This window comes from Pseudomonas sp. IPO3774 (assembly GCF_013386835.1).
In the GTDB taxonomy this organism is placed as follows: domain Bacteria; phylum Pseudomonadota; class Gammaproteobacteria; order Pseudomonadales; family Pseudomonadaceae; genus Aquipseudomonas.
The window spans coordinates 1-24,503 of record NZ_JACAQY010000011.1 but is presented as its reverse complement, the minus strand read 5'-3'; the positions used below and the strand labels follow the sequence as shown (position 1 = coordinate 24,503).

The following is a 24,503-nucleotide window of genomic DNA, read 5'->3' as shown; positions in this document are numbered from 1 at the left end:
CAGTCGACAACCTGGTCGGCAGATGCCGCACCGTCACTCCGTGATCTTCTCGAAGTTGTTGTAGAACAACTCGCTGTCACGCCCGTCGGTCATGGTCTGCAGCGAATAGCCGCGGTTCAGGCGTGCGCCGCCGTCACGGGTCAGTGGCGCCCATACGACGTTGGCCCGACGCATCGTCGAGGTGCTCATCAATTCGTCGAAGGGGACGGAAATATAGATACCCTTGTCGAAGCTGCCTTCGCCATATTCTTCCTTCGAGGCGGTGGTCAGCGTCACCCAGCCACCAAACTTCACGCCGTTCTTGAACTGGCGCGAGATGTCGACGGTGGTGCCCCAGTCCCGCGCCAGGTAACGCCCCACACTGACGGCGGCCAGGGTGTCATAGGGCAGCTCGGTATAGCTGGTGACATGGCCGGTGATGGTCTGGTAATCCCGCAGGCCGAAGCCCTGGTTGAAATCACGCTGGCGCACGAAGTTCAGGTCTGCGCCCACTGACCAGTGCTTGCCCGCCGGCCGGAACAACACCTCGCCGCCCACCCCGGCGTACATGGACTCCAGGTAGCCGCCGTAGACCATGCCATACAGGTCGCGGTCCAGGCGCTGCGCATGGTTGACCTGGAAGTTCGGCATCGTCACATCGGACGTGGTCATGTATTGGCGCAGGTCGGTGCGTACTCGCGGCAACCCGCTGGGTGCGTCGTAGGTGAACTTGTCGTAGTTGTTCAGCAGGTTGGCGCTGAGCAAGCCGCTCCACCAGGTATTGCGGGTAAAACGGTACTCCGCGTCGGCGTCGGCAGTGAACTGATAAAGCAGGCCGTCGGGGCCACCGATGTTCTGTTTGTAACCCAGGCCGAGGCCATAGTTGAACGGCTCGGATTTTCCGCTGTAGAGCGTGGTTTCCCGATGGGCAACCGCCGGATTGACCTCGGTATTACGGTGCAGGTCCGTCAACGGCTGCTGGTTGTTCACCACGGCGCGGAAGGTCGCACGGGGCACGCTGGTTTCTTCGATGGGCATGTCATAGCGCTTGTTCACCAGGGTGAACCAGTCGATATCCTGATTGGCGCTGTTGTCGAGAATCCGGCTGGCGCGTCCCACGGCCTTGGCTGAATAGAAGTAGCGTTGCTGCTCGCCATACACCATCAATTCCGAGCCGCGCCGGGCAATGCGCTCCACCTTGTAGCCGGCATTCTGCTGCAGCCTGTCGGCGACGTTGGCCCAGTTGACCTGGTCGGCCGGGGTGGTGGGCATGCGCGCCGGCAACGGTTCGGCGGGCGGGTCATAGGTCTTGACCGGTGCCTTGCGGCTGACAAAGTTGGTGTGCAGGGTGATGCCGAACATCGCGGTATTCCCGCGCTCCCAGGCCGCACTCAGGTCGACGCTGTCAGCCAGCTTATAGACCACGCCAATGTTTACCGGCGAGTCCTGCTTGATCGGGTTGTCCAACGGCTCGTGCTTGTAGTCATTGCCCTCGTATTCGAGTTTCAGGCTCAGGGGTTCCCAGGGCGTTTGATAGGCGATCCCGCCGAACAACGAAGGGCGGCCCCTGAAATAGGCGTTGGAGTTCACATCCCCTGCCCTGGCGACGACCGCAGTGCTCTTGGGCCGGTCGTTGAATTTGCTGCCGAACACCGACAGCGGGTTGCCGAAGTCGCCTCGGTTTCCCAGGTAGCCCCAGGCGATGCCTAGGCTGAAATCCAGGTTGCCGTGGCGCTTGTTGGCGACAAAGTATTCGCTGGAAAACAGCCCGGTACCGCCGATGTCCCGGGCACCGAAAGCCACCTGCGGTGCCCACCGGCTTTCCTCCCAGAGCCGCGCCTTGAAGTCGATGGCCTTGTCCTTGAAGCTCTGGCTTCCGCTCAACGCCTCGGCGCCGTACCTGCGGTTGCTGATGGCGGTATAACGAAACGAACCCTCCAGCCAATCAAACGGTTGCAGGGAAAAACTGTAGCGCGAGTAGGGATCGGTGCGGTTGGCGTTGGCGCTCAACTCTCCCGCCGGGGCCATGCGTGCGGTGGGGGTCTGTAGCAGGCCCACGCCGCCGAAGTCATTTTGGGTGTAACGGGGGTCACCGTGAGCCAACCCGCAAGGCAACAGCAGTACAGCCGCAAAACGTAAATTCAAGGGTTCACCTCAGCCAACGGTTGAGTGGCGAAAAACTCGGCCAGTTGTTGGTTGAGATCAGGGGTCGGCGTCTCAAGGTCGTCGCTGCGGATCGGCACCAGGATCCTGCTGCCGGGGGCCGCCACCACGCCGTCCTCGCGATTCCACGCCGCCACGCCCACGCGCCGTACCTGGCCGTCGGGCTGGATCAGCCACAGATCATCGCGCTCGGCGTCATCGAGGACCGTGCAGTCGCCAACATAATCCCGCACCTCGCGCATGGCCCGGTACGGCACATCACAGGACTGCGCGACCGCGCCGAGCACGTGCACGGTGGACGGCCTCACGGGGTAGACCAGCCGGTCCCCGTCATCCAGCAATGCGTTGCGCGCGAACCCCGTCTCCACGGCGATCGGGTCCAGCACTTGCACCTGGCGGCCGGTGACCGGCAACTGTTCGACCTGTCGATACAAACGCGCACTCAAGTCCGCCCGGGAGCCACGGTCATCCAGCAAGGCCCCTCGTTGCAGCAGTTTCAGATCGAACAAAACCCCTGCCTTCAAGCGTTCCTGCGTGCTCACCAACGACTGGTGCAGCCATGCGGCGCCCAACCAGTAGCTTTCTGCATTGGGTTGGGCCACACGAATAACGTCCAGCAAACGCGCCCCCGGCTTGACCTCGAAGGCGCCGGGGCTGCGCACATCGCCACTGACTGTAACGGCCGCCTGGCCAGTGCCGGGGCCGATCAGCAACAGGCCCAGCCATAAAAGCTTCGAACACTTCATCGGGCTGCCTCCCGGTCGGGACGCAACTGCAAGATTTTCAGGGCCAACCGGGGCGTCAAATGCTGCTCGCTGCGCCAGATGAAACCATCCTGCGGGTCGACCCAATAATGGTTGGTGGCGCGGAAATTCAAGGTGGGAGCGTCCACCTGCTCGTCGATGCGCAGCAAGGCGTAATCCTTGTCCAGAATGCGGAGGGTCTCGATACCGTGGCTGCTGAAACGGCTGTTGACCGCGATACCGATTCGGTTGCCGTCGTAGAGGTCGATCCAGCGTGTGCCGGTGTAGCCGTCGGGCAGATGCTGGAGGCCGCGCTTGAACGGCGATTCGCCACTGAAACGCGTGCCATCCAGGGAAACACCCAGCCCGACAGTGCGTACCACCAGGCCGTCACGCATCATCACCACTTGCTTGCCGGAAGCGACCCAGAACTGCAGGTCGCCCCGGCGCCGGGCCATGGCCATCACGCCCTCGCTGACGGCGGTGGTCACCAGGATCTGCGGGTATGGCACCGCGTCGACCTGGGCGCGGGTCACGTTGATCGGGGCCGGGCCCGTCACAGAGGTTTCGAGGGTGTACCACGACGCCCTCATCAACGGGTTACACCCGCACAACAAGAGCGCCATCGACAGGCAGGCGCTGGTAGGCAACATTTTCACCACGGGATAACGCCTTATCTGCTGTTGACTTCACTGAGGTCATTGGCCGATCGGGCACCAATCCCAATGGCACTGGCGGTCGGCAGCAACTGGCTGATCAGGCGGTTCCAGCGCGTCACGCCGGCCGGCCCGACGTACACGATGTCCTGGGGTTGCAAGTCGAACCGGGTGGCCAGCACCAGCGCGGACGGTGACTGGGCATCGAGCTGGAACACCTTGGCCGGTTCGGCTTCCAGGTTGTCCACGCCGCGAATCACATAGACCGCATTGCCATTGGAAGTGGTCTGGTTCAAGCCGCCTACGGTACCCAGGGCATCGGTCAGGTTGATCGACTTGCCCTTGAAGCTCAGGGCCCGGGGCTGATTGACTTCGCCCATCAGGTAGACACGTTTCTGGTCGTTATAGGGCAGGTACAACCGGTCGCCGCCCTTGAGGTAGATGCCCTGCAGTTGCGAGCCCTGGCGATTGAGGCTGTCCAGGTCAAGCGTGTACTCACGGCCGTCGCGCGTCAGGGTCAGGCTCGAGAGGTCGGCATTCGTGGGGTCGACACCGGCGGCGCCAATGGCCTCGACGGCGCTCAATGGCGTGGTGGTGATCGGCTGTTGCCCGGCCTTGATCACCGCCCCGGTCACCACCACTGTCTGGCTGGCAAACCGCAGGACACTGACGTCAACCTGTGGGCTTTCAATAAATTGCGACAAGCGCCCGGCGATAAAGGCCCTCAGCTCTTCAATGGTCTTGCCGGCCACCGGGACGTTGCCGATATACGGATAAAACAACGTGCCATCGGGGCGAACCAGGCGCCCGTTGGCGTCGATCTGCTGTTGCGGCCCGGACGGTGCCGTCAACTCGGGATGGTCCCAAACCGTGATAAACAACAGGTCATTGGCACCGACGCGATAGCCACCGGGTATATAAGACAACAGTTCTGCCGGCACCGATTCACGAACATGCGTGGCGGCATCCATGGCAATCAATTTGGGGGTGATGGGAATCAACTCTACCCGAGTACTTTCGGAAGAACCCTCACTGGACATTTGACTGGTGTCCATATGTTGACCAGGCGAAAACATGCAGCCGTGCAAGCTGAAACTTGCCAGCAAAAGAACAGGTAACCTACGAATCATAATGGCACTACGCTAGTCGAGGGCGAGTCTAAAAAAGATCACCCAGAAGTTCCGGGTGATCTTGAACAACACACATTGCGGGTTATTAGTTGGTACCGGTGGTACCGCCTGTACCGGTGGTGCCGCCGGTGCCGGAAGTACCGCCATTGGAACTGCCGCCCGAGTTGGAAGCCGCCGCCGCAGCGCCGACTACCGCGGTACCGACCCCGACGGTTTCACCGAGCGTCACGCCGCCCACGAGCGGGGTGCTCAACGACAGGGGCTCGCTCGCGCCGGCCGCATCGCTCAAGGCCTCGCTCGCGACTTCACCTGCCGCCAATGCCGCAGTACTGCTAAAGGCCAGCACGCCGGCCAACAGTATTTTCCTCATATCAGACTCCTTCTCGATATTTACCCCTTATCAAATAATGCAATAAGGGCGTAGTGATGGAACGGAGATAAACAGGCTATGCAAACTGCGCAAAGATCCTGTTGGATCACGCACTTAACCTCCTCGAAATCATCTCACTTGTGGATAGCTCAAACCACCAATGTTAATAATCGTCAGGATTAAACAACGGGGCGTACCGATAACCCGCGACCAATACCGTAATACTCGAAACCATTGGCTTTCATACGCTGCGGATCAAATATATTGCGGCCGTCAAAGATCACCGGCGTGCTCAGTTTTTCTTTTATCAAGTCCAGGTCCGGGGCCTTGAACTCCCGCCATTCGGTCACGATCACCAGCGCATCGGCACCTTGCAACGCCGCTTCCTTGGTGCCCATCAGCAACAGGTCTTCGTTCATCCCGTAAATGCGCTGGGTCTCGGCCATCGCTTCGGGGTCGAATGCCTGGACCCGGGCACCCACGCTGCGCAGTTGTTCGATCAACACGCGGCTCGAGGCTTCGCGCATGTCATCCGTATTGGGCTTGAAGGCCAGGCCCCAGATGGCGAAGGTCTTGCCCTCCAGCTGGCCGCCGAAGTGGTGGTGAATATGCCCGAACAGGTGCTGCTTCTGGCGCTTGTTGACTTCCTCGACGGCAGACAACAGCGTTGCCTGATAGCCGATCGACGACGCGGTGCGCTCCAGCGCCTGCACATCTTTCGGGAAGCACGAGCCGCCATAACCGCAGCCTGGGTAGATAAAGTCGTAGCCGATCCGTGGATCGGAGCCAATGCCTTTACGAACCGCCTCAATGTCGGCGCCCAAGCGTTCGGCGAAATTGGCCATTTCATTCATGAAGGAAATCTTGGTGGCCAGCAGGCAGTTGGCCGCGTACTTGGTCAGCTCGGCACTCCTGATGTCCATCGTGATGATCTTTTCGTGGTTGCGGTTGAAGGGTTCATACAGCTCCCGCATGCGGTCCACGGCGTAACTGCTGTCGCTGCCGATGATGATCCGGTCGGGCCGGGTGCAGTCGGCGACCGCCGAACCTTCCTTGAGGAACTCGGGGTTCGAGATCACGTGGAACTCCACCTCGAGCCCCCGCGACGTCAACACCTCGGACACCTTCGCCCGGACCTTGTCCGCCGTCCCCACCGGCACCGTGGACTTGTTAACGATAATCTTCGGCTCGGTCATGTTGAGCGCAATAGTCGCGGCAACGGAGAGCACGTACTTGATGTCGGCGCTGCCATCGTCATCAGGCGGGGTGCCCACGGCGATGAACTGCACCTCTCCATGCCGCACGCCTTGCGCGGCGTCGGTGGTGAAGTGCAAGCGTCCGGCATCATGGTTCTTCTGGACGAGCGCACTCAGCCCGGGCTCAAAGATCGGAATAATGCCGGCCTTGAGGTTCTCGACTTTAGTCGCGTCCACGTCGACACAACACACCTCATGCCCCGCGTCGGCCAGCACCGCTGCCTGCACCAGACCCACATAGCCGATTCCAAATACAGTTACATTCATTTCAATCTTCCTTTAAACAAGCTCGAGACGGCCATAGCGGTCTTCAAAGCGGATGATGTCGTCCTCGCCCAGGTACGAACCCGATTGGACTTCAATCAGCTCCAGCGGGATTCGCCCCGGGTTTTCGAGGGAGTGCACAACGCCAATGGGGATGTAGGTGGACTGGTTCTCGGTCAGCAGCACTTGCTTGTCGGCGATTTGCACATTCGCGGTGCCGGACACCACGATCCAGTGCTCGGCCCGGTGGTGGTGCAGTTGCACCGACAGCTTGTGCCCCGGCTTCACCGTGATCCGCTTCACCTGGTACCGATAGCCCTGGTCCACCGAGTCATATTTGCCCCACGGCCGATAGACTTCGCGGTGGCTGGTGCTCTCGATCCGGTGCTTTTCAGTCAGCTGCGCGACTATTTTCTTGACGTCTTGCGCGTGATCCTTGGTGGTCACCAGGATCGCGTCGGCGGTCTCGACGACCACCACATCATTGATCCCTGCAACCGTGACCAGGCGGTGGCTGGCATGCACATAGCTGTTGGTGACGTCCTGCAGCAGCACGTCGCCCTGGGTGCAGTTCTGGTTCTGATCCTTGAGGCCCGCTTCCCACACTGAGTCCCAGGCACCCAGGTCGCTCCACGGCGAATCGAGGATGACCACCGACGCGATGTCGGTCTTTTCCATCACCGCGTAATCGATCGACACGTTGGGTGCGTTCACAAAATCCACCTGGCTGAGCCGGGTGAAATCCTGGTCATGGGCCGCGTTGGAGAGGGACAGTTCCGCGGCCACCATGATCTCCGGGCTCAGGCGCTCCAGCTCGGCCTTCATCACCGAGGCGCGGAACATGAACATGCCGCTGTTCCAGAAGTAGTTGCCTTGTTCCAGGTAGCCTTGCGCGGTCGCCAGGTCGGGCTTTTCCACGAAGGCATCGACATGCGCGGCGCCGTCCACCGCAGCCGCTTGAGTACGGATATAGCCGTAGCCGGTCTCCGGCTTGGTGGGCACAACCCCGAAGGTGACGATCTTGCCTTTGTTGACTTCCACCTTGGCCAGTGTCAAGGCCGCATTAAACGCTTGGGTATCGCCGATCACATGGTCCGCCGCCAGCACCAGCAGGATCGGATCGTCCCCATCCACCAGCGCCGACAGGGTTGCCGCCGCAATCGCCGGGGCGGTGTTGCGGGCGGTCGGCTCAAGGAGGATTTTCTGCGGGATCACGTCCAGTGATCGACTTTGCTCGGCCACGATGAAACGGTGTTCTTCGTTGCACACAATGATCGGCGGGCTGACGGTCTCGCCCTCTATCGACAGGTTCTTGATGCGATCCAAGGTGGCTTGAAACAAACTCAAGTCACCGTGCAAAGCTATAAACTGCTTTGGTTTAAGCGCTCTTGAAAGCGGCCACAGGCGCGTGCCTGAACCGCCAGACAATATAACTGGGATCATAACGATTACTCGATGATTAAAGGCAATAAGAGCGGATTGACAAACAGCCGAAACTTAAGAAGTAAATGACTTCACATAACTGATCAAGCGGTCCCTTTCGGTAAAGTCCAGTGAACTTTCGGCACTGCTGTAGTTAAGCGCCGAATCAATCGCCGAAAAGAACGCATCTTTATCATGGGCGATAAACACAGAGGGAAGGTCTGCAAAGTTTTCGGCGGTGTCGTACTGGTGATTATTGATGTGTTCACCGCGCCGACTGTCGCGCGGGACAATAACAATCGGTTTGCCCAGTTCAAGGGAGCGAATGATATTGCCCATGCCCGCATGGGAAACAATCACCTTTGACGCATTGAAGTTCTTGGAAAACAGCGGCTCGGCGATGGTCTTGTAAGCCGTAATACGCCCCAGGTCATTTTCGTTATTGCCCACCTGGGCAACAATCGGGACCTGCGGGTTTGCATGACTCCACTCATGCAAGTAGCCGAGCATTCTTTCAAAGGGTGCTTGAGTGCCAACGCTGCAAAATATCATTTATACAATCCTCCCTTTATATTGGGCGCGGCTGTTTTGCGACAGCGTGGGCCACTGGGTCAGCAACTCATCGACAAAATACACAGCGATCCTGCCGGACAACGAGAGCTTCTTGGGATTGGCAATGCTGTCGATCCACAGGGTCTTTTTGCCCATGAGTTTTCCCGCGACCAGCCCCAGCAACCCCGGTGCCGCCCCGGTGGAGATCACGTACCTGGCCTTGCTGCGGTAAACGATCGCAAAGATCTGGCAAAAGCCCTTGATGATCTTCAACGGTTCACTGCGATTAAAGTCCGGGACTTGCGCGAAGGCATGGGTTGGATACTGCGAGCCAATGCTGATATCCACGGTGGCGATGGTAACTTTTTGACCGTCGAAGGCAGGCAGCAACTTGCTCATTTGTACCCAGTGCCCACCTCCAGAACAAATCAATAAAACATCACTTGATTGACTCATGACGGTTCCCTTCCTGTCAGGTGTAATAGACATCATTAAATAGTGGCGGCAGTTCTTAACAGTTGGGCCTGGCCTTTCCAGCGGGTTATTCGCTTGGCTTTGAGCAAGGCCGATTTCTCTTTATAGGTTTCTTGATTGGCGATGAGCTGCGCGACGCCGGCCTTGATGGACAGCGGGTCCAGGGTGTCGACAAACACCGCCGCCTCGGAAAACAACGAGCGCAGTACCGTGGTATTCGAAAGCGCCATCGGCCTGCCGGCGCTGACCGCTTCGTTGGCCACGCTCAGCTGAACGTTGTCGCGGGTGGTCAGGCCGAGCACCACATTCGCGTGGCACAGCAGCTGTTCAAAGGTCGCCTTGCTGAGGAAGCCGGTCAGCTTGATGTTCTCGGGGAGTGACGCCACGAGCTCCTCGGAGAGCTTGCCCTGATGCTTGCCGGTGATCAGGAAGTCGACACCGGGCATTTCGCGGGCGGCGTTGATCACGATCTCGATCGGTTCATCGATATCAAACGAGCACGGAAACAGTACATAGGGTGTCTCGCGCTCACTGGCGGGCGCCGCGTGAAAGTCACACGGCAAGTCTTCCAGGATAAAGATATTGGTGTCATTGACGCCCAGGCCGGCCAACTCTTCTTTGACTTTAAAATTATGAACGACGACGGCATCGATTCTATTCAACAGCGCTACCGTGCCCGGAAAGCCTATCCATTGCTTGCGCAACAGGCTGTTGTGGGCATCGGCGATAATCTTCAGCCGCCGGTTGAATATAAACTTGTAGGCCATTGCTATATGCAATACCGGGCTCGGCGGCAACTGCACCCACAGCACGTCAGGCGAACCGGCCAACAGGGTCTTCAGGGTTTTAAACGACTTGATCAAGTAATCCAGCGGCCGCGCGGATTTCTTCTTGAACTGGTTGGGCAGATGCAGAATGTCATACGCCCAGTATTGCTTCATGGTATCGGCGCGTCGTTGATAGCCAATCCATGCAATCATTAATGATTTCACGTCAGAGTCCTGCATAAATAAAGGTGGGGCCAGTGAGATTGCTTACACTGCAAACCAGATCGGAAAGTCGGCGTTGTATCGAATAGTGTTGTTTCTGAAGCGGATATGTTTGGCCGGATTGCCACCCACGATCGAATACGCTGCAACGTTGCGCGTGACCACACTGCCCGGATAAACAACCGCGCCTGTTCCGATGGTGACGCCTGGCATCACCATCACATTGGGAAAGATCCAGGCATTGTCTTCAATCAACACCGGCTTCCCCACCAGGCAACTCATGGGGTCATCAATATCGTGGCCCAGCGTATAAATCCGGGTGTTATGGGAAATATTGACGTTGTCGCCGATGCGGATGCCCGCCCGGTTATCCAGGTAGCAGTCGTAATTGACCGTGCAGTTTTTCCCGACCGAGAAGTTGCCGAAGGAGAAAAACACCACGTTGCGGTGGATCGTGGTCCGGGCGCCCACCCGGCATCCGGTTGCCCGGAGCAACGCGCGTCGCAGATTGAAAAACAACGCCAGGCTGAGCAGCGTATTGAACAGCGCAACAGCGGCCTTCTTGATGTTCAGCTTCAGGTTCTTCATCTACTCGCCCTGCCCTGCAGTATCCGTTACGCGCTGTGAACTCATCACAAAATTCCTGAAGCGGATATTGGTACTCACCGGCGTGGCGAAAGACGGGTTATTGCCACCGAAGAACGTCGAAAACAGCAAGCCGTCGATGGTGATCTCCGGCGTGTCTCTAAACGTCAGCCCGGTTTCCGAGTGCACCAGCTGGTTGTCGTACCAAATGGAAATCACACCGTCGGCCTGCCCCGGCGTATTCAACTTCACCAGTTGCTCCAACCTGTGCCATTGCCCCACCGTAAAGATCCAGGAACCCAACCCGACTGCCGTGCCCCAGGTTTTACTGGTGGGCAAATACGCGTAAATGGCGCCGGCGCCCTTTTCTTTCCAGATGTAGCGCGTGGAAAAGCCGTCATGGCCGTTCGGTATCTTGCCGCCCGTATTGCCGGTGCCACCGTAGAGGCCCGGGAGCTTGCCGCCTTTTACAAAGTCGAAATTCCTGTCGAACTTCAACTCATAGGTCAGTACCAGGCATTCCCTGCCCGGTTGCGGCAGTGGGGATTTGAATTCAATGCCGCCGTAGGGCAACCCGAGGCGCACCATCGAACCCGGGTCATAGGAGCCGGCCGGAAAATGCACGGCAATGTCCTTGATCTTTTGGCTGTAGGCCTTGTTCGTCAGGTTGGCCCTGCCCTTGATGCTGCTTTGCGCCTGGGGCCCGTCGGCCATCTGCGAAATGTCCGGCAGTGACGGGTAGATGTTCTTGATGCCTGGCTCGCAACGGTCGTTCAACTCAGATGCGCCGCTGGCAGCCACCTGCAGGGCGCACGCCACAATGAGTAGCGTCGAGGCTGTCTTTTTCACGTCGGTTGCCCCTCCACTTTATTTTTCATCGACCCATTTCAAAAAGTCGTCGACCGCTTTTTGCGCAAGGGAAGAACGCTGGGCGATCTCCTGCTTGAGGTGCTCGGCCATTTGCGCCTTGGATTGCCGGAATTCGCTGATGGTGGCCTTGATCACCTCAGGGTCTGGGGTGCTGACCAGCCGGGTGCCCTGCGGCAGCATTTCATGGACTTTTTTCAGCTTGTTTTCGATTTCAACCGCGATGGTGGGAAAGCCCAGGGAAGCCGGCAGCAGTACACCGTGTGCACGGGCGCTGATGATCACGTCGGACTCGACGATCAGTTTCGCCATGAAGGTTTCGGGCGTATCGCCCGCCGCGTCCCAGCACAACCATTCGAACGTGTGGTACTTGTCGATCAGGTGCTGGTCACGTTCCTTGTACAGCGAGACCAGGCGTACCTGCTCGCCACGCTTGGCGAGCTCATCCGCGGCCTGGACCATCGCCTTGATGAACTGTTGCCCGTTCGCGTCATGGGGCCAGTCGCGCAGGATGAAGGACAGGTACTTGCCCTTCTTGAGGCTGCCGACCTCCAGGTCTTTGCTGGAGATCCACAGGTCGGAAAGCAGGCTGGGGTCGGTGTACACCTCGACGTCGGACTTTCCGAAGGCTTTGCAATGCTGCTGGCTGGTACCGTCCCGCACGGAAATGTAGTCACAGCGATTGATCACGCTGACGGCGCGGGTCAGCAGCTTGCCGCCGCCATCGAAGGGGCCCAGGCCAATGCAGAACGCTGCCAGGCGCCGGTGGAAATAGATCCTGTCGACACCACCGCGCAACCCGACATACAAACGCAGAAGCGTGGACTTCAGGTCGGTCTGCGCCTTGATGCTCTTGCACAGCTTCGCCACGATGCCTTTGTTGGCAGCCGCCTCTTTGGCCGGTGGGATAAACGAGAAGAACTGGCCCCCACCGCCCAACACCACCAGGTCAGCCTTGACCGGCTCCTTGATGTGCAGCCACTTGATACGCGGGTTGAAGTTCCTGGCGATCTGCGGATGATCGACACCCACCGCTATATCCGATTCCTTAAAGCGTTTTTTCAGAATATTGATCACGCATAGCATTAATACGTCATCACCCAAATTACCAGGACCGTATGCCCCCCGGATATATACTTTGCTGATATTCATGCTGGGCTTCCATTTTCCACGGGGTCATTAAACACGGCATTCAAGGCAAACGTTGTTGCGAGAATGTAGATAAATATCAGCGCCATGATCATTAATCGATACAGCACACTTTCGACATAGGCGCTCGATATGAAACTGATGAAAGGCAATGTCCACAAGATCAGGATCCTGGGAGATACGAGCAACTCCAGAGGTAATATCTTCTTGTAGACGAAATACGGCAGTCCCAGCAGGAAGTGAATAAACTGCGAACCGATAAATGCCTTGGCAATCCCGATTGCACCTTCTTCCCGAAGCCACAGTGCTCCGGCAATGAATAACACTCCCCATAGAATGTTACTCATCACACTGAACCAGGCCAGGTTCATCACGATCATCTTTCTTGAAATACCGGACTTGAATGCACTGAGCAGCGAACCCAGGATTACCAGGACTAATGTCACTTCAAAATCCCGCCCCAGGAAACTGCTGCCATACAGTTTGGCCAGCAACTCGGGGAACATGATCACCGGCTGTATGATCACCAACACCACCAGCCAGCCCGACAGAAAGTTCAAGGCGTCCAACTTGCGGCTTTTACCGCCCAGCGCGGCGGCCAGCATCGGCACCAGCACAGAGCCCAACACCACGGAAACATGGGAAAAGATCGCGTTCCATTGCATCGCGGCGGCGTACATGCCCAATGCGGCAAGGCCGTTAGTTGTTTCCGCCAGCAACTTGTTGGCGAACCAGTTCATCGGGGCGACCATCAACCCCGTCAGCAATACCGGCAGGCCAACCGACAGCACTGCGTGCTTTTCAGTCATTGCACCTTTGAAACTCAGCGTGGTATTTCGGGCCTTCAAAGTCTTCCAGCAGGCCAGTGCGCTGAAGAACACGATCAGCAATTGAGAACCGGCCAAGCCCAGCAGCGCACCATTGAGTCGCAACTGCAGGGTCAGGAAGTACGTCGCCGGGATCGCGACAATCGCAATGATTCCGTTGATGGTCGCGATTGTCCGGTATTGGCCCCAACCGGTCAGGCAGCCCTGGGTCCATCCCGACAGGATAATCAACGTGATGGTGCTCAATACGATCAGCGATGCAGCGCTGAGGCTGTCTGCCCCCAGGATAACGCTGGAGAAAAAGTGCGGGAAAAACAGCGCTGTCCCGATGATCATCCCGCTGAACACAACCGAGAACAGCAGCGTCAGCGCGATGCCCCTGCCGGTCTTCTCGGGACAGGTCTCCTTGAACTGCCCGATATGCTTGGCCGTTGCCGTGGTGGTGGCTTGGGCGGCGACGTTGGCAAGCATCACAATCGCGCTCTGGATCAAGCCATACTCGCCAAACGATTGCGCACCCAATACCCGGGCAACCAGGATGCCGGTGATGACCACCGACACTTTGGTGGCCACGGCAGAAACGAAACTCCATGCCGTACTGGACACGAACTTTTTCAACAGTGTGCTGTTCATCCGGCATTCACCTGCAAGGGTGTGGTTATCAGCGGCTGGCCAGGCTTGAGGATCTTTTTGCGTTGCCTGGCGGTGTGTTCGGAACAGACCCGCAGCACAATCGCGCCATACGCGATACCGATGGCGTACGGCTGATAAGGCGTGGCCGAGACAACGAACATCACCCCCAGAAAGATGGCGATCGAAACCGCCACCCGGCTGTTCATGTGCTGGGTAATCGAGGTAATGAACACGTACAGCAAGTACACGCCGATCAGCCCGTACTTAACGAAGTAGGTTAGGTAGGCACTGTCGATATTCGAGTTCTTGTCATCGAGGCCACGGTACTCGAACCAGGGAATCTCGAACGGCGTGCCCGCGCCCAGTCCCACAAAGTAATGCAGCGGGTTCATGCCGCGGATCAACTCCAGCGCCGGGCTGAAGCGCGTGGCCAATTGGGCGGCCATGCCTTCGGACGACAAACCATCATTGATTCGATCAGCCCCGATCATATTGCTGATGCCAATGAACGCCATCAGCACCACCGCCCCGGCCAGGGCAACGCCTATCATGCGGGCCGGCCGGGTGTATTGGTGGATGATGATCGCCGCAAACACCGAGACAAAGATGAAGCGAGAGTTGGCAATGAACAAACAGATGAATGAAGTGGCCAGGCAAATGCTTGCGAGCTTTTTCCTGTGTTCGAACAGCCGTGGGTCTATGAAGTAATAAATCAGGTAGGCCACGGCGGCGTACGTACCGCCGTCCAGGTAGCGGTAGGCGTTTTCTTCGTAGTAGACGTCTTGAAACTTGTACAAGCCCAAGCGTAACCAGGCAATGTCCAGCACATTGAAGGCGGTCATCGCGATCAATAGCAGGAGCACTGTCTGCAACTTCAGCGTTTTTGCGGCAAGGGTCGCGATGTTCGAGAGCACGATAAATGACAGGATCATTATAAACGGCCGAACATCCTTCAACAGGTATTTGTTCGAGGACTCCAGCAGGCCGCAGGCGAGTAACACCACATACAGCCCGCAACCAAAAAGCAGGCCGCCCGGTACCGTCAATTGTTTCTTCTGTGTAGCCACCTGCCGGATCAGCAGTGCGCCCAGCCCGCCCACGATATAAAAGTCAAAGAAGTAGATACCCTTGAGCGAGATTATTTCGCTGTAGGAGTTACCCGTGGGAATAACAGCCAGCATTATCCCGAACACTACGATTGAGTATTTTGGATTTTTCGCCGCGAGCAAACCCGCTGACAGCGCGATAAGGGATAACAGGTAAAACATGGCTGGGTATTCTTTATGCTGATTTGAATTTGGCACGCTACCGCCCCAGGATTTTTCGTTCATTTCCTGAAAACGTGACCTCTATCCTGCAATTACAGTGGTGAATCAGCTCCGATCAGCCTGGTACTCGTACTGGTAATACCCATAGTTGCCGTAGCCATATTTGGCCGACGCTTTCTTTTCAACGCCGTTGAAGATCGCGCCCCTGAGCACGATGCCGTTCTGGGCAAATCGGCGCATGGTGTGCTCGATCTCTTTTGCCGGGTTCAAGCCATAGCGGGTGACGATCAGGTTGGTCCCCGATTGCCGTCCCACGATGGCTGCGTCGGTCACGGCCAAGAGCGGTGGCGTATCCAGAATCACCAGGTCATACCGTTCGCTGACCTGCGCCAACAGCTCGGTCAGGTTGCGGTGCATCAGCAGCTCGGAAGGATTCGGCGGTATTTGCCCGCGGCTGATGATGTCGAGGTTTTCAATGGCGGTTTTGTGGATGGCGGATTCAAGGGTGCATTGATTGGAGAGGATGTCGGAAAGCCCATCCTTGGCCGGCACACCCAGCACTTTGTGCAGGTAGCCCCGTCGCATATCCACGTCAATCAACAACACGCGCTGCCCGGTTTGCGCGATGACCGCCGCCAGGTTCACCGAGACAAAGGTTTTACCCACCTCGGGGCTGGGGCCGGAAATCATGATCCGGTTATTCGGCGCCTCGAGCATCGCGAAGTGCAAACTGGTGCGCAAACTGCGCAAGGCCTCCACTGCCAGGTCCGTGGGGTGACTGATGGCCAGCAATGAAGAACCGGCATCGGCACGCCCACGCCCGCGGGTGATTTTGTCTTCTTCGACCTTTTGCAGCGTGCTGTACGGAATCGACGCGTACACCGGCAAGCCCAGTTGCTCGATGGCCTCGGGGCTTTCCAGGCCACGGTTCAGCGCCTTGCGCAGCAGCACCAGCGTCACCGCCAGGAAGCCGCCCAGCAGCGTCGCGATCAGCACGATGAGGATCTTTTTCGGCTTGATCGGCTTGAAGAAATTGACGTCTGCGGTGTCGATCAGGCGCACGTTGCCCACGGTGCCCGCGCGCATCACATCGAGTTCCTGGGACTTGTTGAGCAACTGGGTGTAAATGGCCGTGCCGACCTCGACATCCCGGGTGAGGCTCAGCAGTTCCTGTTGGGTGGAAGGCAGGCTCTCGACCCGGCTCGCCAGGCTCTGCTGCTTGCTGGTCAGCTCGCCGATCTGAGTCAGCAATGCGCGATACGCGGGATGCTGGCGGGTGAACTTGCGGTCCATCTCGGCCTGTTGCAGCTTCAGCTCGGAGATGCTGGTATCGAGGCCCACGATCTGGTCGAGAATCGCCTTGGTTTCCAGGGTGATGTCCACCGACTTACTGCGGGTCTGGTATTCATTCAAGGCCTTCCCGGCTTTTTCCAGGTCCTTCTTGACCTCCGGCAGTTGCTCCTTGAGAAACGCCAGGCTTTGCGCCGCCTCAGCCGAGGTGCGCTCCACGTTCTGCCGCACGTAGATCGCCGCGATCTGATTGAGGATTTTGATCGCTTGGTCCGGCTCGGTGCTTTCCAGCGCCAGGCCGATCATGCCCGACTCCTTCCCTCGCTCGACCACATCCAGGTTCTCCTGATAGTCGAGGATGCTGGTCAGTCGCGCATTGCGGATCACCCGGAAACGCGTGCCGGGCTTGGCGCGCAGTTCTTCAATCTGGAATGCCACGCCATTTTGCTCGAACGGCTGCCCGGCCTCGCCGGCCGCCAGCACCTGGTCATCTTCATCCACCAGGGTGTAGTGCGCGTTTTCACCCACGGTCAGGGTCAGCTTCTTGCCCAATTGCCCGTCGGGCAGGTCCAGCTTGAAGATCTTCAGCGACTCGCCGCCCCAGGCGAAGCTGTCCAGGCCCAGCAGCGGCTCGGCGATTGCACCGGGGTTGGCCTTCTGGAAGCGGCGCGCCAGGAACTCACCCACTACCGGGAAGTACATCGGCTGTACGACGATATCGAGTTTCAGGTTGTCGACGGTTTTGCCAATCACGTAGCGGGACTGGATCAGCTCGATCTCGGTGGCCGACGGCGACTCCTTGCCCAGCATCCCGCCGATGTCCGAGAAGCCCAGCAAGTCGTTCTTTTTCGCTTCGACCTGCAGCAGGGCATTCGCCTGGTAGACCGGGGTTGCCAGCACCGCATAGGCGGCGCCAGTGACCATAAAGGCACCGGTCACCGCAGCGATCAGCCATTTATGGTCGATCAGTGTTCCAAACAGACCGAGGAGATCAATCTCCCCGTTATCGTCTTCCTGTACGGTGACTGCTGGCGTTTGCTGCATAAGTCGGATTCTTAGCCTTTATTTCGATTCAAAAAGTAGTGGCGATCAGCGTGCAAGACGCTGCGCCCATGCGTTTACAGCCTCTTCGATCAACGCATAAGCGTGCACAAACGCGGCCTTGCCTTGACGGTACGGGTCGCTGATCTCTCGCTCGTTTTGCCATTTGCCCAGCAGCAAGACCTTGCCTCGTGCCTCGGGCGCCATGCTGAGTACGGCATTGATGTGCTGTCGTTCCATGACCAGGATCAGGTCGGCTTCACTGATCGCCTGTGGCGCCAACTGGGTGGCCTGGTGCTTGTCGGCCGGATGACCGTGGGCTTCGAGTACCGCACGGGCGGTGGTTTCAATCGGCTTGCCGACCAACGCGGCAATACCTGCAGAACTGATCTTGATATCGGAGCACGGGAGTGCGCCACGCAAAAGACTTTCCGCGGTGGGACTACGGCAAATATTGCCAATACAGACAATCAACACTCTTTTAAACAAGGCACTATCCCCGGGCCATCCATTACCCCATGAAGCAACCTCTTCAACTTCATTACTTCACGGCAGTATTTATTAACACGTAACCCTTACTTCCCCCAAAATTATCTCCGGACGAAAAATAACAACCACCGCCTTCAAACCGACAATTTATAACATTCATTACTTCGTCACTCCCATCGGCTTTAAATTACAGCCTTGTCACGTATCGCCCTATATAGGAAGAGGAACGCCCATGAGCGCAAATGCCAACAAAGCCTGGTACCTGGTCCAGTGCAAATCCCGGCAGGACGAGCGCGCCGAGGAGCACCTCCAGCGCCAGGGCTATACCTGCTTCCGGTCTACCTATAAACGCGAACGGCTGTTGAAGGGCCAGCGCAGGACCACCCGTGAATCGTTGTTTCCAGGCTATCTGTTTATTCAAATGAGCCAGCAGGACAGCTGGAGCTCACTGCGCTCGACCCGCGGTGTGTCGCGGGTGGTGGCATTCGGCGCGCACCCGTTGCCCATCAGCGACACGCTGGTGGACGAACTCCAGGAGCGCGACCACCAGGCCGTGGTGAGCGCCCTGTTGCAGCCCGGCGAAAGCGTGCGCATCAATGAAGGGCCGTTTGCCGAACTTGAAGCGGTCTTCCTGGCCATGGACGGTGAGGAACGTGTGGTGTTGCTGATGAACTTCCTGCAACGGGAACAACGCATCAACTTGCCATTGGCAGAAATCAGCCGAGTGCAAAGAAGTGACTGATAGCGGCGCTGAACAGACAAGAAATAACATTCAACTTAATAACAGACTAAAAATAACATCCGCTTACTTTTTCACCTCTTGAGAATAAAGTAATACGTGAATTAACAGCGAGGGACGGCCATGAAAAGTTCAAAGCTATTGGTAGAGCGTATCGGCCTGTTTCCTTCTTCGGGAAACATTCACGTCAAGGTTAATAGTTCAACCACCGTTGTAGAACGCATGCAGGTGTTATACGCCGGCCATTCCCTGGACAGTGACGAATCCTGTACCGGGCTTTCAATGGTGTTTGCCGACTGGCGCTTCAAGTTGCAGGTGAGCAATCCCCTGTCCATCTGCCTGTGCGTGGAGAGCCGCGGCGACAGCCACCTGATGCAAATGAAGACGGCCGAACTATTGGCGAATATTTCCTGCACCGAGGAGCGGCCATGAGCATTTATGAGGATCTGAAACGGGCCTACGCCTTGAAAAGGCTGACGAACACGTTTGAAGGTTTCGTGGGCCTGGCACCGCACGAACAACTGCCGGCGGAGCAATATGCGCGCAACACCCGGATCATGTCCCACTGGCTGGATCAGTTGCGCGGCATCTCACCGCAGGACATAACCGACACGCTGTTCAAGCAGATGAAGCGTTCGCAGCGCCGTGGCGATGCCCGACGCTTCAATTGCCAGACGGTGCTGCTGGAGCTGCTGGTGGAAAGTAACCTGGCCCTGGACCTGGCCACTTACTCGGCGTTCAACTGCATGGAAGAGGCCCGCCAGGAAGGCTCCTGATGGGCCTGGTCGGCACCTGATACGGCCACTGCCACATGGTTGAGCAGCTTCTCGGCGTTGTACTTGGGTGCCATCGCACTTAACAACAGGATCACCATTCCCCCCCCGATCAACGATGGGGAAACCCGCACTTCAACCACCTCAAGGCGCCACAGAAACGCCAGTGCCGCCATGCCGCCCAAAAAGCCACCGGCCAGAGCTTCGTTGAGTGGATGAATATAGGGTGCCACGCAATAGGCACTGAACCAGCCGGCGATCAACATCCCGGCGATAGCTGCGGGCCAGCGCCACTCGGGGTTGACCCGGCGCGCCACCAGGCTCATCGCCACGGGCACCATCAACGACGTATTCATGGCGTGACCGCTGAGCACCGCAATATCCAGCTGCTGGAGCGCCACGCCCCAGCCCTTGAACAGCAACTTGCTGAACGCCACGATGGAATAGGTGCAGGCGATGGTCATCAGCCACCACTTGACCGCCTGGGGCCGGGAATACCAGAGCCAGACGGCGATCACCACTGCGGCCGGAATCATGACGGTGATACCGCCATATTGCGCCAGTTCTTCCCGTATCAAGTGCTGTTCCCTACCCGCAAGTTTTCCCCGGACCCATGAGACCTCAGGTCCGGGCAAAACACAACGACTTCAGGGCGTGCCAGCCAGCGATTGCGGCGAAAACACCTCGGTATCCGTCAGTTTCCGTACCTCTACCCGGTGCGGGAAAATCTTCTTTTCCACAAACAAATCATCCACCTGCTGCAACGCCTGCACATCCCGCTCCTCTACCGGCAGCAGCGACTCATCACCCCATGTGCGCAGCAACTGTGAAACCTTGAGCGGGATATCGTTGACCGTGGCAAACACCCGTGCGTATTCCTCGGGGTTATGCTGCGCCCATTCAAAAGCCTTGGCGAACCGCTGCAAAACGTCACGCAACGCCTGGCGCTTGAGCGGGTCGCTGAGCACTTCATCGGACGCGGTAATAAACGTCAGGCCGGTATTGATGCCCTCCCCGCTGATCAGCACCCGCGCGCCCTGCTGTTCGGCGAACGCCTGGTACACCCCGAAGGTCGCCCAGGCTTCGATCTTGCCGGCGTTGAACGCAGGTAATGCATCGGTGGGCAGCACGAAGCCGACGTTGACGTCCTTTTCATCCACGCCGGCATTCGCCAGGGCGCGGATCAGCAGGTACTGGGAAATGCTCCCACGGGCCGACGACACCACCACATTGCGTCCTTTCAGATCGGCCACGCTGTGGATCGGTGAGTCGGGCGGCACCAGGATCGCAATGCTGCGCGCCTGACTGCGGCGCACCGCAACGATACGCAGCGGCGTGCCTCCGGTGGCAGCCGCCAGCACCGGCGTATCCCCGGCCGGGCCGAGGTCCACGGCGCCGGCGCGCAAGGCTTCGAACAGCGGCGCGGCGCCCTGGAAGTTGGCCCACTGGACCTTGTAGTCGATGCCATCTAGGGCGTGGGCGGCCTCCACCACCGTGCGCAAGCCCTTGGCCTGGTCACCGAGGATCAAGGTCACACCCGACAGATCCGATGCAGACTTCGGCGCTTCAGCGGCTTTGTCGCAGCCGCCCATCAGCAGTGCAGCCGCCAACAGGCAAAGGGTTCTGAATTCAACCATGGGCAAACCGCCTGACGCTGGCGTTCGCAGGCTGGGCGGCGGGGGCGTCCACTTCAACCCCCAACAGGCTCAGCAAGCGCGCGCGAATCGCCTGGAAACCGTCCTGGCCGGTATCCCGTGCACGGGGCAGGTCGATGCGCAGTTGCTCGGCAATCTTGCCCTCCGCCAGCACGATCACGCGGTCGGCCAGCAGGATCGCTTCGTCGACGTCGTGGGTCACCAGCAACACGGCCGGCGTGTGTTTGCGCCAGAGCTCGATGATCAGGCGATGCATCTTGATGCGGGTCAGCGCATCCAGCGCGGCGAAGGGTTCGTCGAGCAACAGCAGCTTGGGCTCGCGCACCAGGCCGCGGGCCAATGCCACGCGCTGGGCCTCGCCGCCGGAGAGGGTCGCCGGGTACGCCTCCAGCCGATGGGCCAGCCCGACTTCCGTCAACGCCTGCACCGCACGGGCCTTGGCGTCGGGAACCCGCAGGCCGAGAATCACGTTTTTCCAGGCGCGCTTCCACGGCATCAGGCGCGGCTCCTGGAACACCGCCGCCCGGGCCTTGGGCACGCGCAACTGGCCGCTGTCGATGCTGTCCAGGCCCGCGAGGCTGCGCAGCAAAGTGGTCTTGCCGGACCCGCTGGCGCCCAGCAACGCAACGAACTCCCCCGGGGCGATATCCAGGTCCAGGCCGTCGATGACCCGCTGCTGGCCGAACTGGCGCACCACATTGCGCAACTGCACCGGTGCTGTTGAAGCTTCGAGAATCGACATGTCAGTTCCTCACAAACGATGGGCGCCAGGCCAGGGCAAAACGTTCCAGGGTGCGGATCAAGCCGTCGATCAGCAGGCCCAGCACGCTATAGATCAACAGGCAGATCACGATCACGTCGGTGCGCATGAAGTCCCGCGCATCACTGGCCAGGTAGCCGATACCGGCGGTGGTGTTGATTTGCTCGACAAACACCAGGGCCAGCCAGGAGATGCCCAGGGAATAGCGCAGGCCGACAAAAAACGAAGGCAACGAGCCCGGCAGGATCACGTGCCAGATCAGCTCGCGACGGTTGAGGCCGAGGGTGTTGGCGGCCTCGATCAGTTTGGGGTCGATGTTGCGGATGCCGGCGAACAGGTTGAGGTACACCGGAAAGGTGGTACCGGTAACGATAAGTGCGATCTTGGTGAACTCGCCGATGCCGAACCAGAGGATGAACAACGGCACCAGTGCCAGGGAAGGAATGGTGCGCAGCATCTGCATCGGTGAGTCGAGGATTACCTCGCCGCGCTTCGACAGGCCGGTGATCAACGCGGCCACCACCCCGATACTCACGCCGATGCTCAAGCCCAGCAGCGCCCGTTGCAGGGACACCAGCAGGTGCTTGCCCAGCTCTCCGGAGACGATCATTGCCCACAGGGTGCCGCCAATCTGAGACGGCGCGGCGATGATCCGTGCCGGGATCAAGCCCAGCTCGGAGGCCAGTTCCCACAGCAACAGCAACACAATCGGGCTGACCAGCCGCAGCAACACATCGGGGGTGCGCCAGTTGCGCAGCCAGCGCGGAATCAAGCGGGATGCAACGCCGGCTTGACCCTCGGCCTTGTCGACGGAAAACGAACTGGCGTTAAGGGACTTTTCAGTCATCGGGCTTCCTTCCTCATCAAGAACACGGCCAGGAGCGCCGCTGCGGTTTCATGCTATTCGCATAAAAAACCTCAGTGAAATTCTATTTGGGAATAACCTAATGCGATTAAAATGCGCATTACTGATAACAATCTAAAACTATGATTCTGTATTTTTATAATTAGGATAGAACCAATCGGCATTTTACAGGCTCGGGTACGGCCTCTATTTTCGATAGCAGCTTTATTCCTGCCCTCAACAAGGACTGACCATGAGCATCGAATTTATCGGCTATATCGGCGGCCACCACGCCTCCGAGATCCACCCTCGCAGCGGCCCGACCTTGCAGCCCGACTACGTGGAGACCGTGGCCCGCGCCCACGAAGAGGCCGGCTTCGACCGCGCGCTGGTGGCCTTCCATTCCAACAGCCCGGACAGTACGTTGATCGCTGCCCATGCGGCCAGCGTGACGAAAAAGCTGCAGTTCCTGATTGCCCACCGGCCCGGCTTCGTCCAACCCACCCTCGCTGCGCGGCAGTTCGCCACGCTGGATGTGTTCAACGGCGGGCGCACCGCGGTGCACATCATCACCGGCGGCGACGACCGTGAACTGCGGGCCGATGGCAGTCATATCGACAAGGATGAGCGTTATGCGCGCACCGACGAGTACTTGAGCGTGGTGCGGCAGGAATGGACCAGTGAAAAGCCCTTCGACCATCACGGCACTTACTACCGGTACGAGGGTGCGTTTTCGACGGTGAAGTCGCCGCAGCAGCCGCATATACCGTTGTATTTTGGCGGGTCTTCAGCGGCGGCCATTGCGGTGGCGGGCAAGCATGCGGATGTGTATGCGCTGTGGGGTGAGACCTACGAGCAGGTGAAGGGAGTGGTCACCCAGGTGCGGGCTGAGGCGGCCAGGCATGGGCGTACGGTTCGCTTCAGTTTGTCGTTGCGGCCGATTCTGGCAGAGACTGAAGCGCTGGCTTGGGAGCGTGCGGATCGCATCTTGGAGCAGGCGACGGCGCTGGCTGAGGAGAATGGGTTTGTGAGGCGTGAACCGCCGAATGAGGGGTCGCGGCGGCTGTTGGCGGCGGCGGCCCAGGGGTCGCGGTTGGATAAGCGGTTGTGGACCGGGATTGCGGGGTTGCTGGGGGCCCAGGGTAACTCTACATCGCTGGTGGGTACGGCCGATCAAGTGGCCGAGGCGTTGCTGGATTATTACGACCTGGGTATCACGACGTTTTTGATTCGTGGGTTTGATCCGCTGAATGATGCTATTGATTACGGGAAGAGGCTGATTCCGCTGACTCGGCAGTTGGTGGCTGAGCGGGAGCGCCAGGCGGCTGGAAAAGTGGCCTGAGGGAGGGGGACCGAGTACATATCCGTTTCTTCGGTAACGGCCACTTATGGTTCCGCTCTTACAGCGGGTCACTTTTGGCAAACGCCCCAAAAGTAACCAAAAGGTCTTTGCCCCACCACTCGGTGCCTCGCCTAGGCTCGGCATGCCCGCACTCCGGCCCGGTTCCGCGGGCCGCCGCGACGGGCCATCCATGGCCCGGCGCGGCTAAATCGGCATCCTTGCCGATTTACCCGCTCCACCGTC

25 protein-coding genes are annotated in these 24,503 nt (G+C 58.6%); 4 read left to right on the top strand and 21 right to left on the bottom strand.

The features are described 5' to 3' along the window. Positions 1-33: 33 nt before the first annotated feature. From HYE77_RS05340 to HYE77_RS05260, 17 genes are all read right to left on the bottom strand, one after another. The gene (locus HYE77_RS05340) at positions 34-2,124 is read right to left on the bottom strand and encodes a YjbH domain-containing protein (RefSeq protein WP_177068516.1); all 2,091 of its coding nucleotides are present in this window, start codon (positions 2,122-2,124) and stop codon (positions 34-36) included. Beyond that, positions 2,121-2,888: a capsule biosynthesis GfcC family protein gene (locus tag HYE77_RS05335; RefSeq protein ID WP_008435436.1), complete on the bottom strand. Its 768-nt coding sequence runs from the start codon at positions 2,886-2,888 to the stop codon at positions 2,121-2,123. Before HYE77_RS05335 ends, HYE77_RS05340 begins: the two co-directional genes overlap by 4 nt. Continuing rightward, positions 2,885-3,544 carry a YjbF family lipoprotein gene (locus HYE77_RS05330; protein WP_301051261.1) on the bottom strand — a complete coding sequence of 220 codons (660 nt, stop codon included), beginning with the start codon at positions 3,542-3,544 and terminating at the stop codon, positions 2,885-2,887. The genes HYE77_RS05335 and HYE77_RS05330 overlap by 4 nt, the downstream gene beginning before the upstream one ends. Before the next feature lie 14 nt (positions 3,545-3,558). After that, positions 3,559-4,671 carry a polysaccharide export protein gene (locus HYE77_RS05325; RefSeq protein ID WP_177068515.1) on the bottom strand — a complete coding sequence of 371 codons (1,113 nt, stop codon included), beginning with the start codon at positions 4,669-4,671 and terminating at the stop codon, positions 3,559-3,561. Positions 4,672-4,756: 85 nt separating this feature from the next. Further along, on the bottom strand, positions 4,757-5,041 hold the full coding sequence (locus HYE77_RS05320) for a hypothetical protein (protein WP_003211359.1): 285 nt from the start codon (positions 5,039-5,041) through the stop codon (positions 4,757-4,759). A 179-nt stretch (positions 5,042-5,220) separates the two neighbouring features. After that, positions 5,221-6,564 carry a UDP-glucose/GDP-mannose dehydrogenase family protein gene (locus HYE77_RS05315; protein WP_003211357.1) on the bottom strand — a complete coding sequence of 448 codons (1,344 nt, stop codon included), beginning with the start codon at positions 6,562-6,564 and terminating at the stop codon, positions 5,221-5,223. Between the two features lie 12 nt (positions 6,565-6,576). Then, positions 6,577-8,004, bottom strand: coding sequence for a mannose-1-phosphate guanylyltransferase/mannose-6-phosphate isomerase (locus tag HYE77_RS05310; RefSeq protein ID WP_177068514.1), 1,428 nt, complete (start codon positions 8,002-8,004; stop codon positions 6,577-6,579). 54 nt (positions 8,005-8,058) lie between these two features. Further along, positions 8,059-8,535 carry a glycosyltransferase gene (locus HYE77_RS05305; RefSeq protein ID WP_177035422.1) on the bottom strand — a complete coding sequence of 159 codons (477 nt, stop codon included), beginning with the start codon at positions 8,533-8,535 and terminating at the stop codon, positions 8,059-8,061. Beyond that, entirely contained in the window at positions 8,536-8,991 is a 456-nt protein-coding gene (locus HYE77_RS05300) for a hypothetical protein (RefSeq protein WP_023658755.1), read from the bottom strand. A 35-nt stretch (positions 8,992-9,026) separates the two neighbouring features. After that, positions 9,027-9,989, bottom strand: coding sequence for a glycosyltransferase family 1 protein (locus HYE77_RS05295; RefSeq protein ID WP_177049737.1), 963 nt, complete (start codon positions 9,987-9,989; stop codon positions 9,027-9,029). A 54-nt stretch (positions 9,990-10,043) separates the two neighbouring features. Then, entirely contained in the window at positions 10,044-10,586 is a 543-nt protein-coding gene (locus HYE77_RS05290) for a DapH/DapD/GlmU-related protein (RefSeq protein WP_102368815.1), read from the bottom strand. Continuing rightward, the gene (locus HYE77_RS05285; RefSeq protein ID WP_371321555.1) at positions 10,587-11,432 is read right to left on the bottom strand and encodes a polysaccharide lyase; all 846 of its coding nucleotides are present in this window, start codon (positions 11,430-11,432) and stop codon (positions 10,587-10,589) included. An 18-nt stretch (positions 11,433-11,450) separates the two neighbouring features. Then, entirely contained in the window at positions 11,451-12,602 is a 1,152-nt protein-coding gene (locus HYE77_RS05280) for a polysaccharide pyruvyl transferase family protein (protein ID WP_177068513.1), read from the bottom strand. After that, positions 12,599-14,059: an oligosaccharide flippase family protein gene (locus HYE77_RS05275; RefSeq protein WP_134326348.1), complete on the bottom strand. Its 1,461-nt coding sequence runs from the start codon at positions 14,057-14,059 to the stop codon at positions 12,599-12,601. The genes HYE77_RS05280 and HYE77_RS05275 overlap by 4 nt, the downstream gene beginning before the upstream one ends. Next, positions 14,056-15,327, bottom strand: a complete 1,272-nt coding sequence (locus HYE77_RS05270; RefSeq protein WP_008435476.1) for a DUF6369 family protein — start codon at positions 15,325-15,327, stop codon at positions 14,056-14,058. Before HYE77_RS05270 ends, HYE77_RS05275 begins: the two co-directional genes overlap by 4 nt. Before the next feature lie 105 nt (positions 15,328-15,432). Further along, entirely contained in the window at positions 15,433-17,661 is a 2,229-nt protein-coding gene (locus HYE77_RS05265; protein WP_177022022.1) for a polysaccharide biosynthesis tyrosine autokinase, read from the bottom strand. Between the two features lie 45 nt (positions 17,662-17,706). Further along, positions 17,707-18,147 (bottom strand): low molecular weight protein-tyrosine-phosphatase, encoded by a 441-nt coding sequence (locus HYE77_RS05260; protein WP_032899408.1) that lies wholly within the window; start codon positions 18,145-18,147, stop codon positions 17,707-17,709. Positions 18,148-18,379: 232 nt separating this feature from the next. Here HYE77_RS05260 and rfaH point away from each other — a divergent pair, with 232 nt between their 5' ends. From rfaH to HYE77_RS05245, 3 genes are all read left to right on the top strand, one after another. After that, the gene (gene rfaH / locus HYE77_RS05255) at positions 18,380-18,889 is read left to right on the top strand and encodes a transcription/translation regulatory transformer protein RfaH (protein WP_003211330.1); all 510 of its coding nucleotides are present in this window, start codon (positions 18,380-18,382) and stop codon (positions 18,887-18,889) included. 120 nt (positions 18,890-19,009) lie between these two features. After that, positions 19,010-19,318 carry a hypothetical protein gene (locus HYE77_RS05250; RefSeq protein WP_023658750.1) on the top strand — a complete coding sequence of 103 codons (309 nt, stop codon included), beginning with the start codon at positions 19,010-19,012 and terminating at the stop codon, positions 19,316-19,318. Next, entirely contained in the window at positions 19,315-19,662 is a 348-nt protein-coding gene (locus tag HYE77_RS05245) for a hypothetical protein (protein WP_087694217.1), read from the top strand. The genes HYE77_RS05250 and HYE77_RS05245 overlap by 4 nt, the downstream gene beginning before the upstream one ends. Here the strand turns inward: HYE77_RS05245 and HYE77_RS05240 are convergent. The 4 genes from HYE77_RS05240 to HYE77_RS05225 all read right to left on the bottom strand — a co-directional run bounded on the left by HYE77_RS05240 (position 19,614) and on the right by HYE77_RS05225 (position 22,921). Further along, the gene (locus HYE77_RS05240; protein WP_087694216.1) at positions 19,614-20,237 is read right to left on the bottom strand and encodes a hypothetical protein; all 624 of its coding nucleotides are present in this window, start codon (positions 20,235-20,237) and stop codon (positions 19,614-19,616) included. The two genes, HYE77_RS05245 and HYE77_RS05240, sit on opposite strands and share 49 nt — an antisense overlap. Positions 20,238-20,306: 69 nt before the next feature. Then, on the bottom strand, positions 20,307-21,296 hold the full coding sequence (locus tag HYE77_RS05235; protein WP_177068512.1) for an ABC transporter substrate-binding protein: 990 nt from the start codon (positions 21,294-21,296) through the stop codon (positions 20,307-20,309). Beyond that, positions 21,289-22,056: an ABC transporter ATP-binding protein gene (locus HYE77_RS05230; RefSeq protein ID WP_008435484.1), complete on the bottom strand. Its 768-nt coding sequence runs from the start codon at positions 22,054-22,056 to the stop codon at positions 21,289-21,291. Before HYE77_RS05230 ends, HYE77_RS05235 begins: the two co-directional genes overlap by 8 nt. A gap of 1 nt (position 22,057) precedes the next feature. Beyond that, entirely contained in the window at positions 22,058-22,921 is an 864-nt protein-coding gene (locus tag HYE77_RS05225; RefSeq protein WP_003211316.1) for an ABC transporter permease, read from the bottom strand. Between the two features lie 250 nt (positions 22,922-23,171). Between HYE77_RS05225 and HYE77_RS05220 the strand changes: the two genes are divergently transcribed. Further along, positions 23,172-24,260, top strand: a complete 1,089-nt coding sequence (locus HYE77_RS05220) for an LLM class flavin-dependent oxidoreductase (protein WP_177068511.1) — start codon at positions 23,172-23,174, stop codon at positions 24,258-24,260. Positions 24,261-24,503 lie beyond the last annotated feature (243 nt).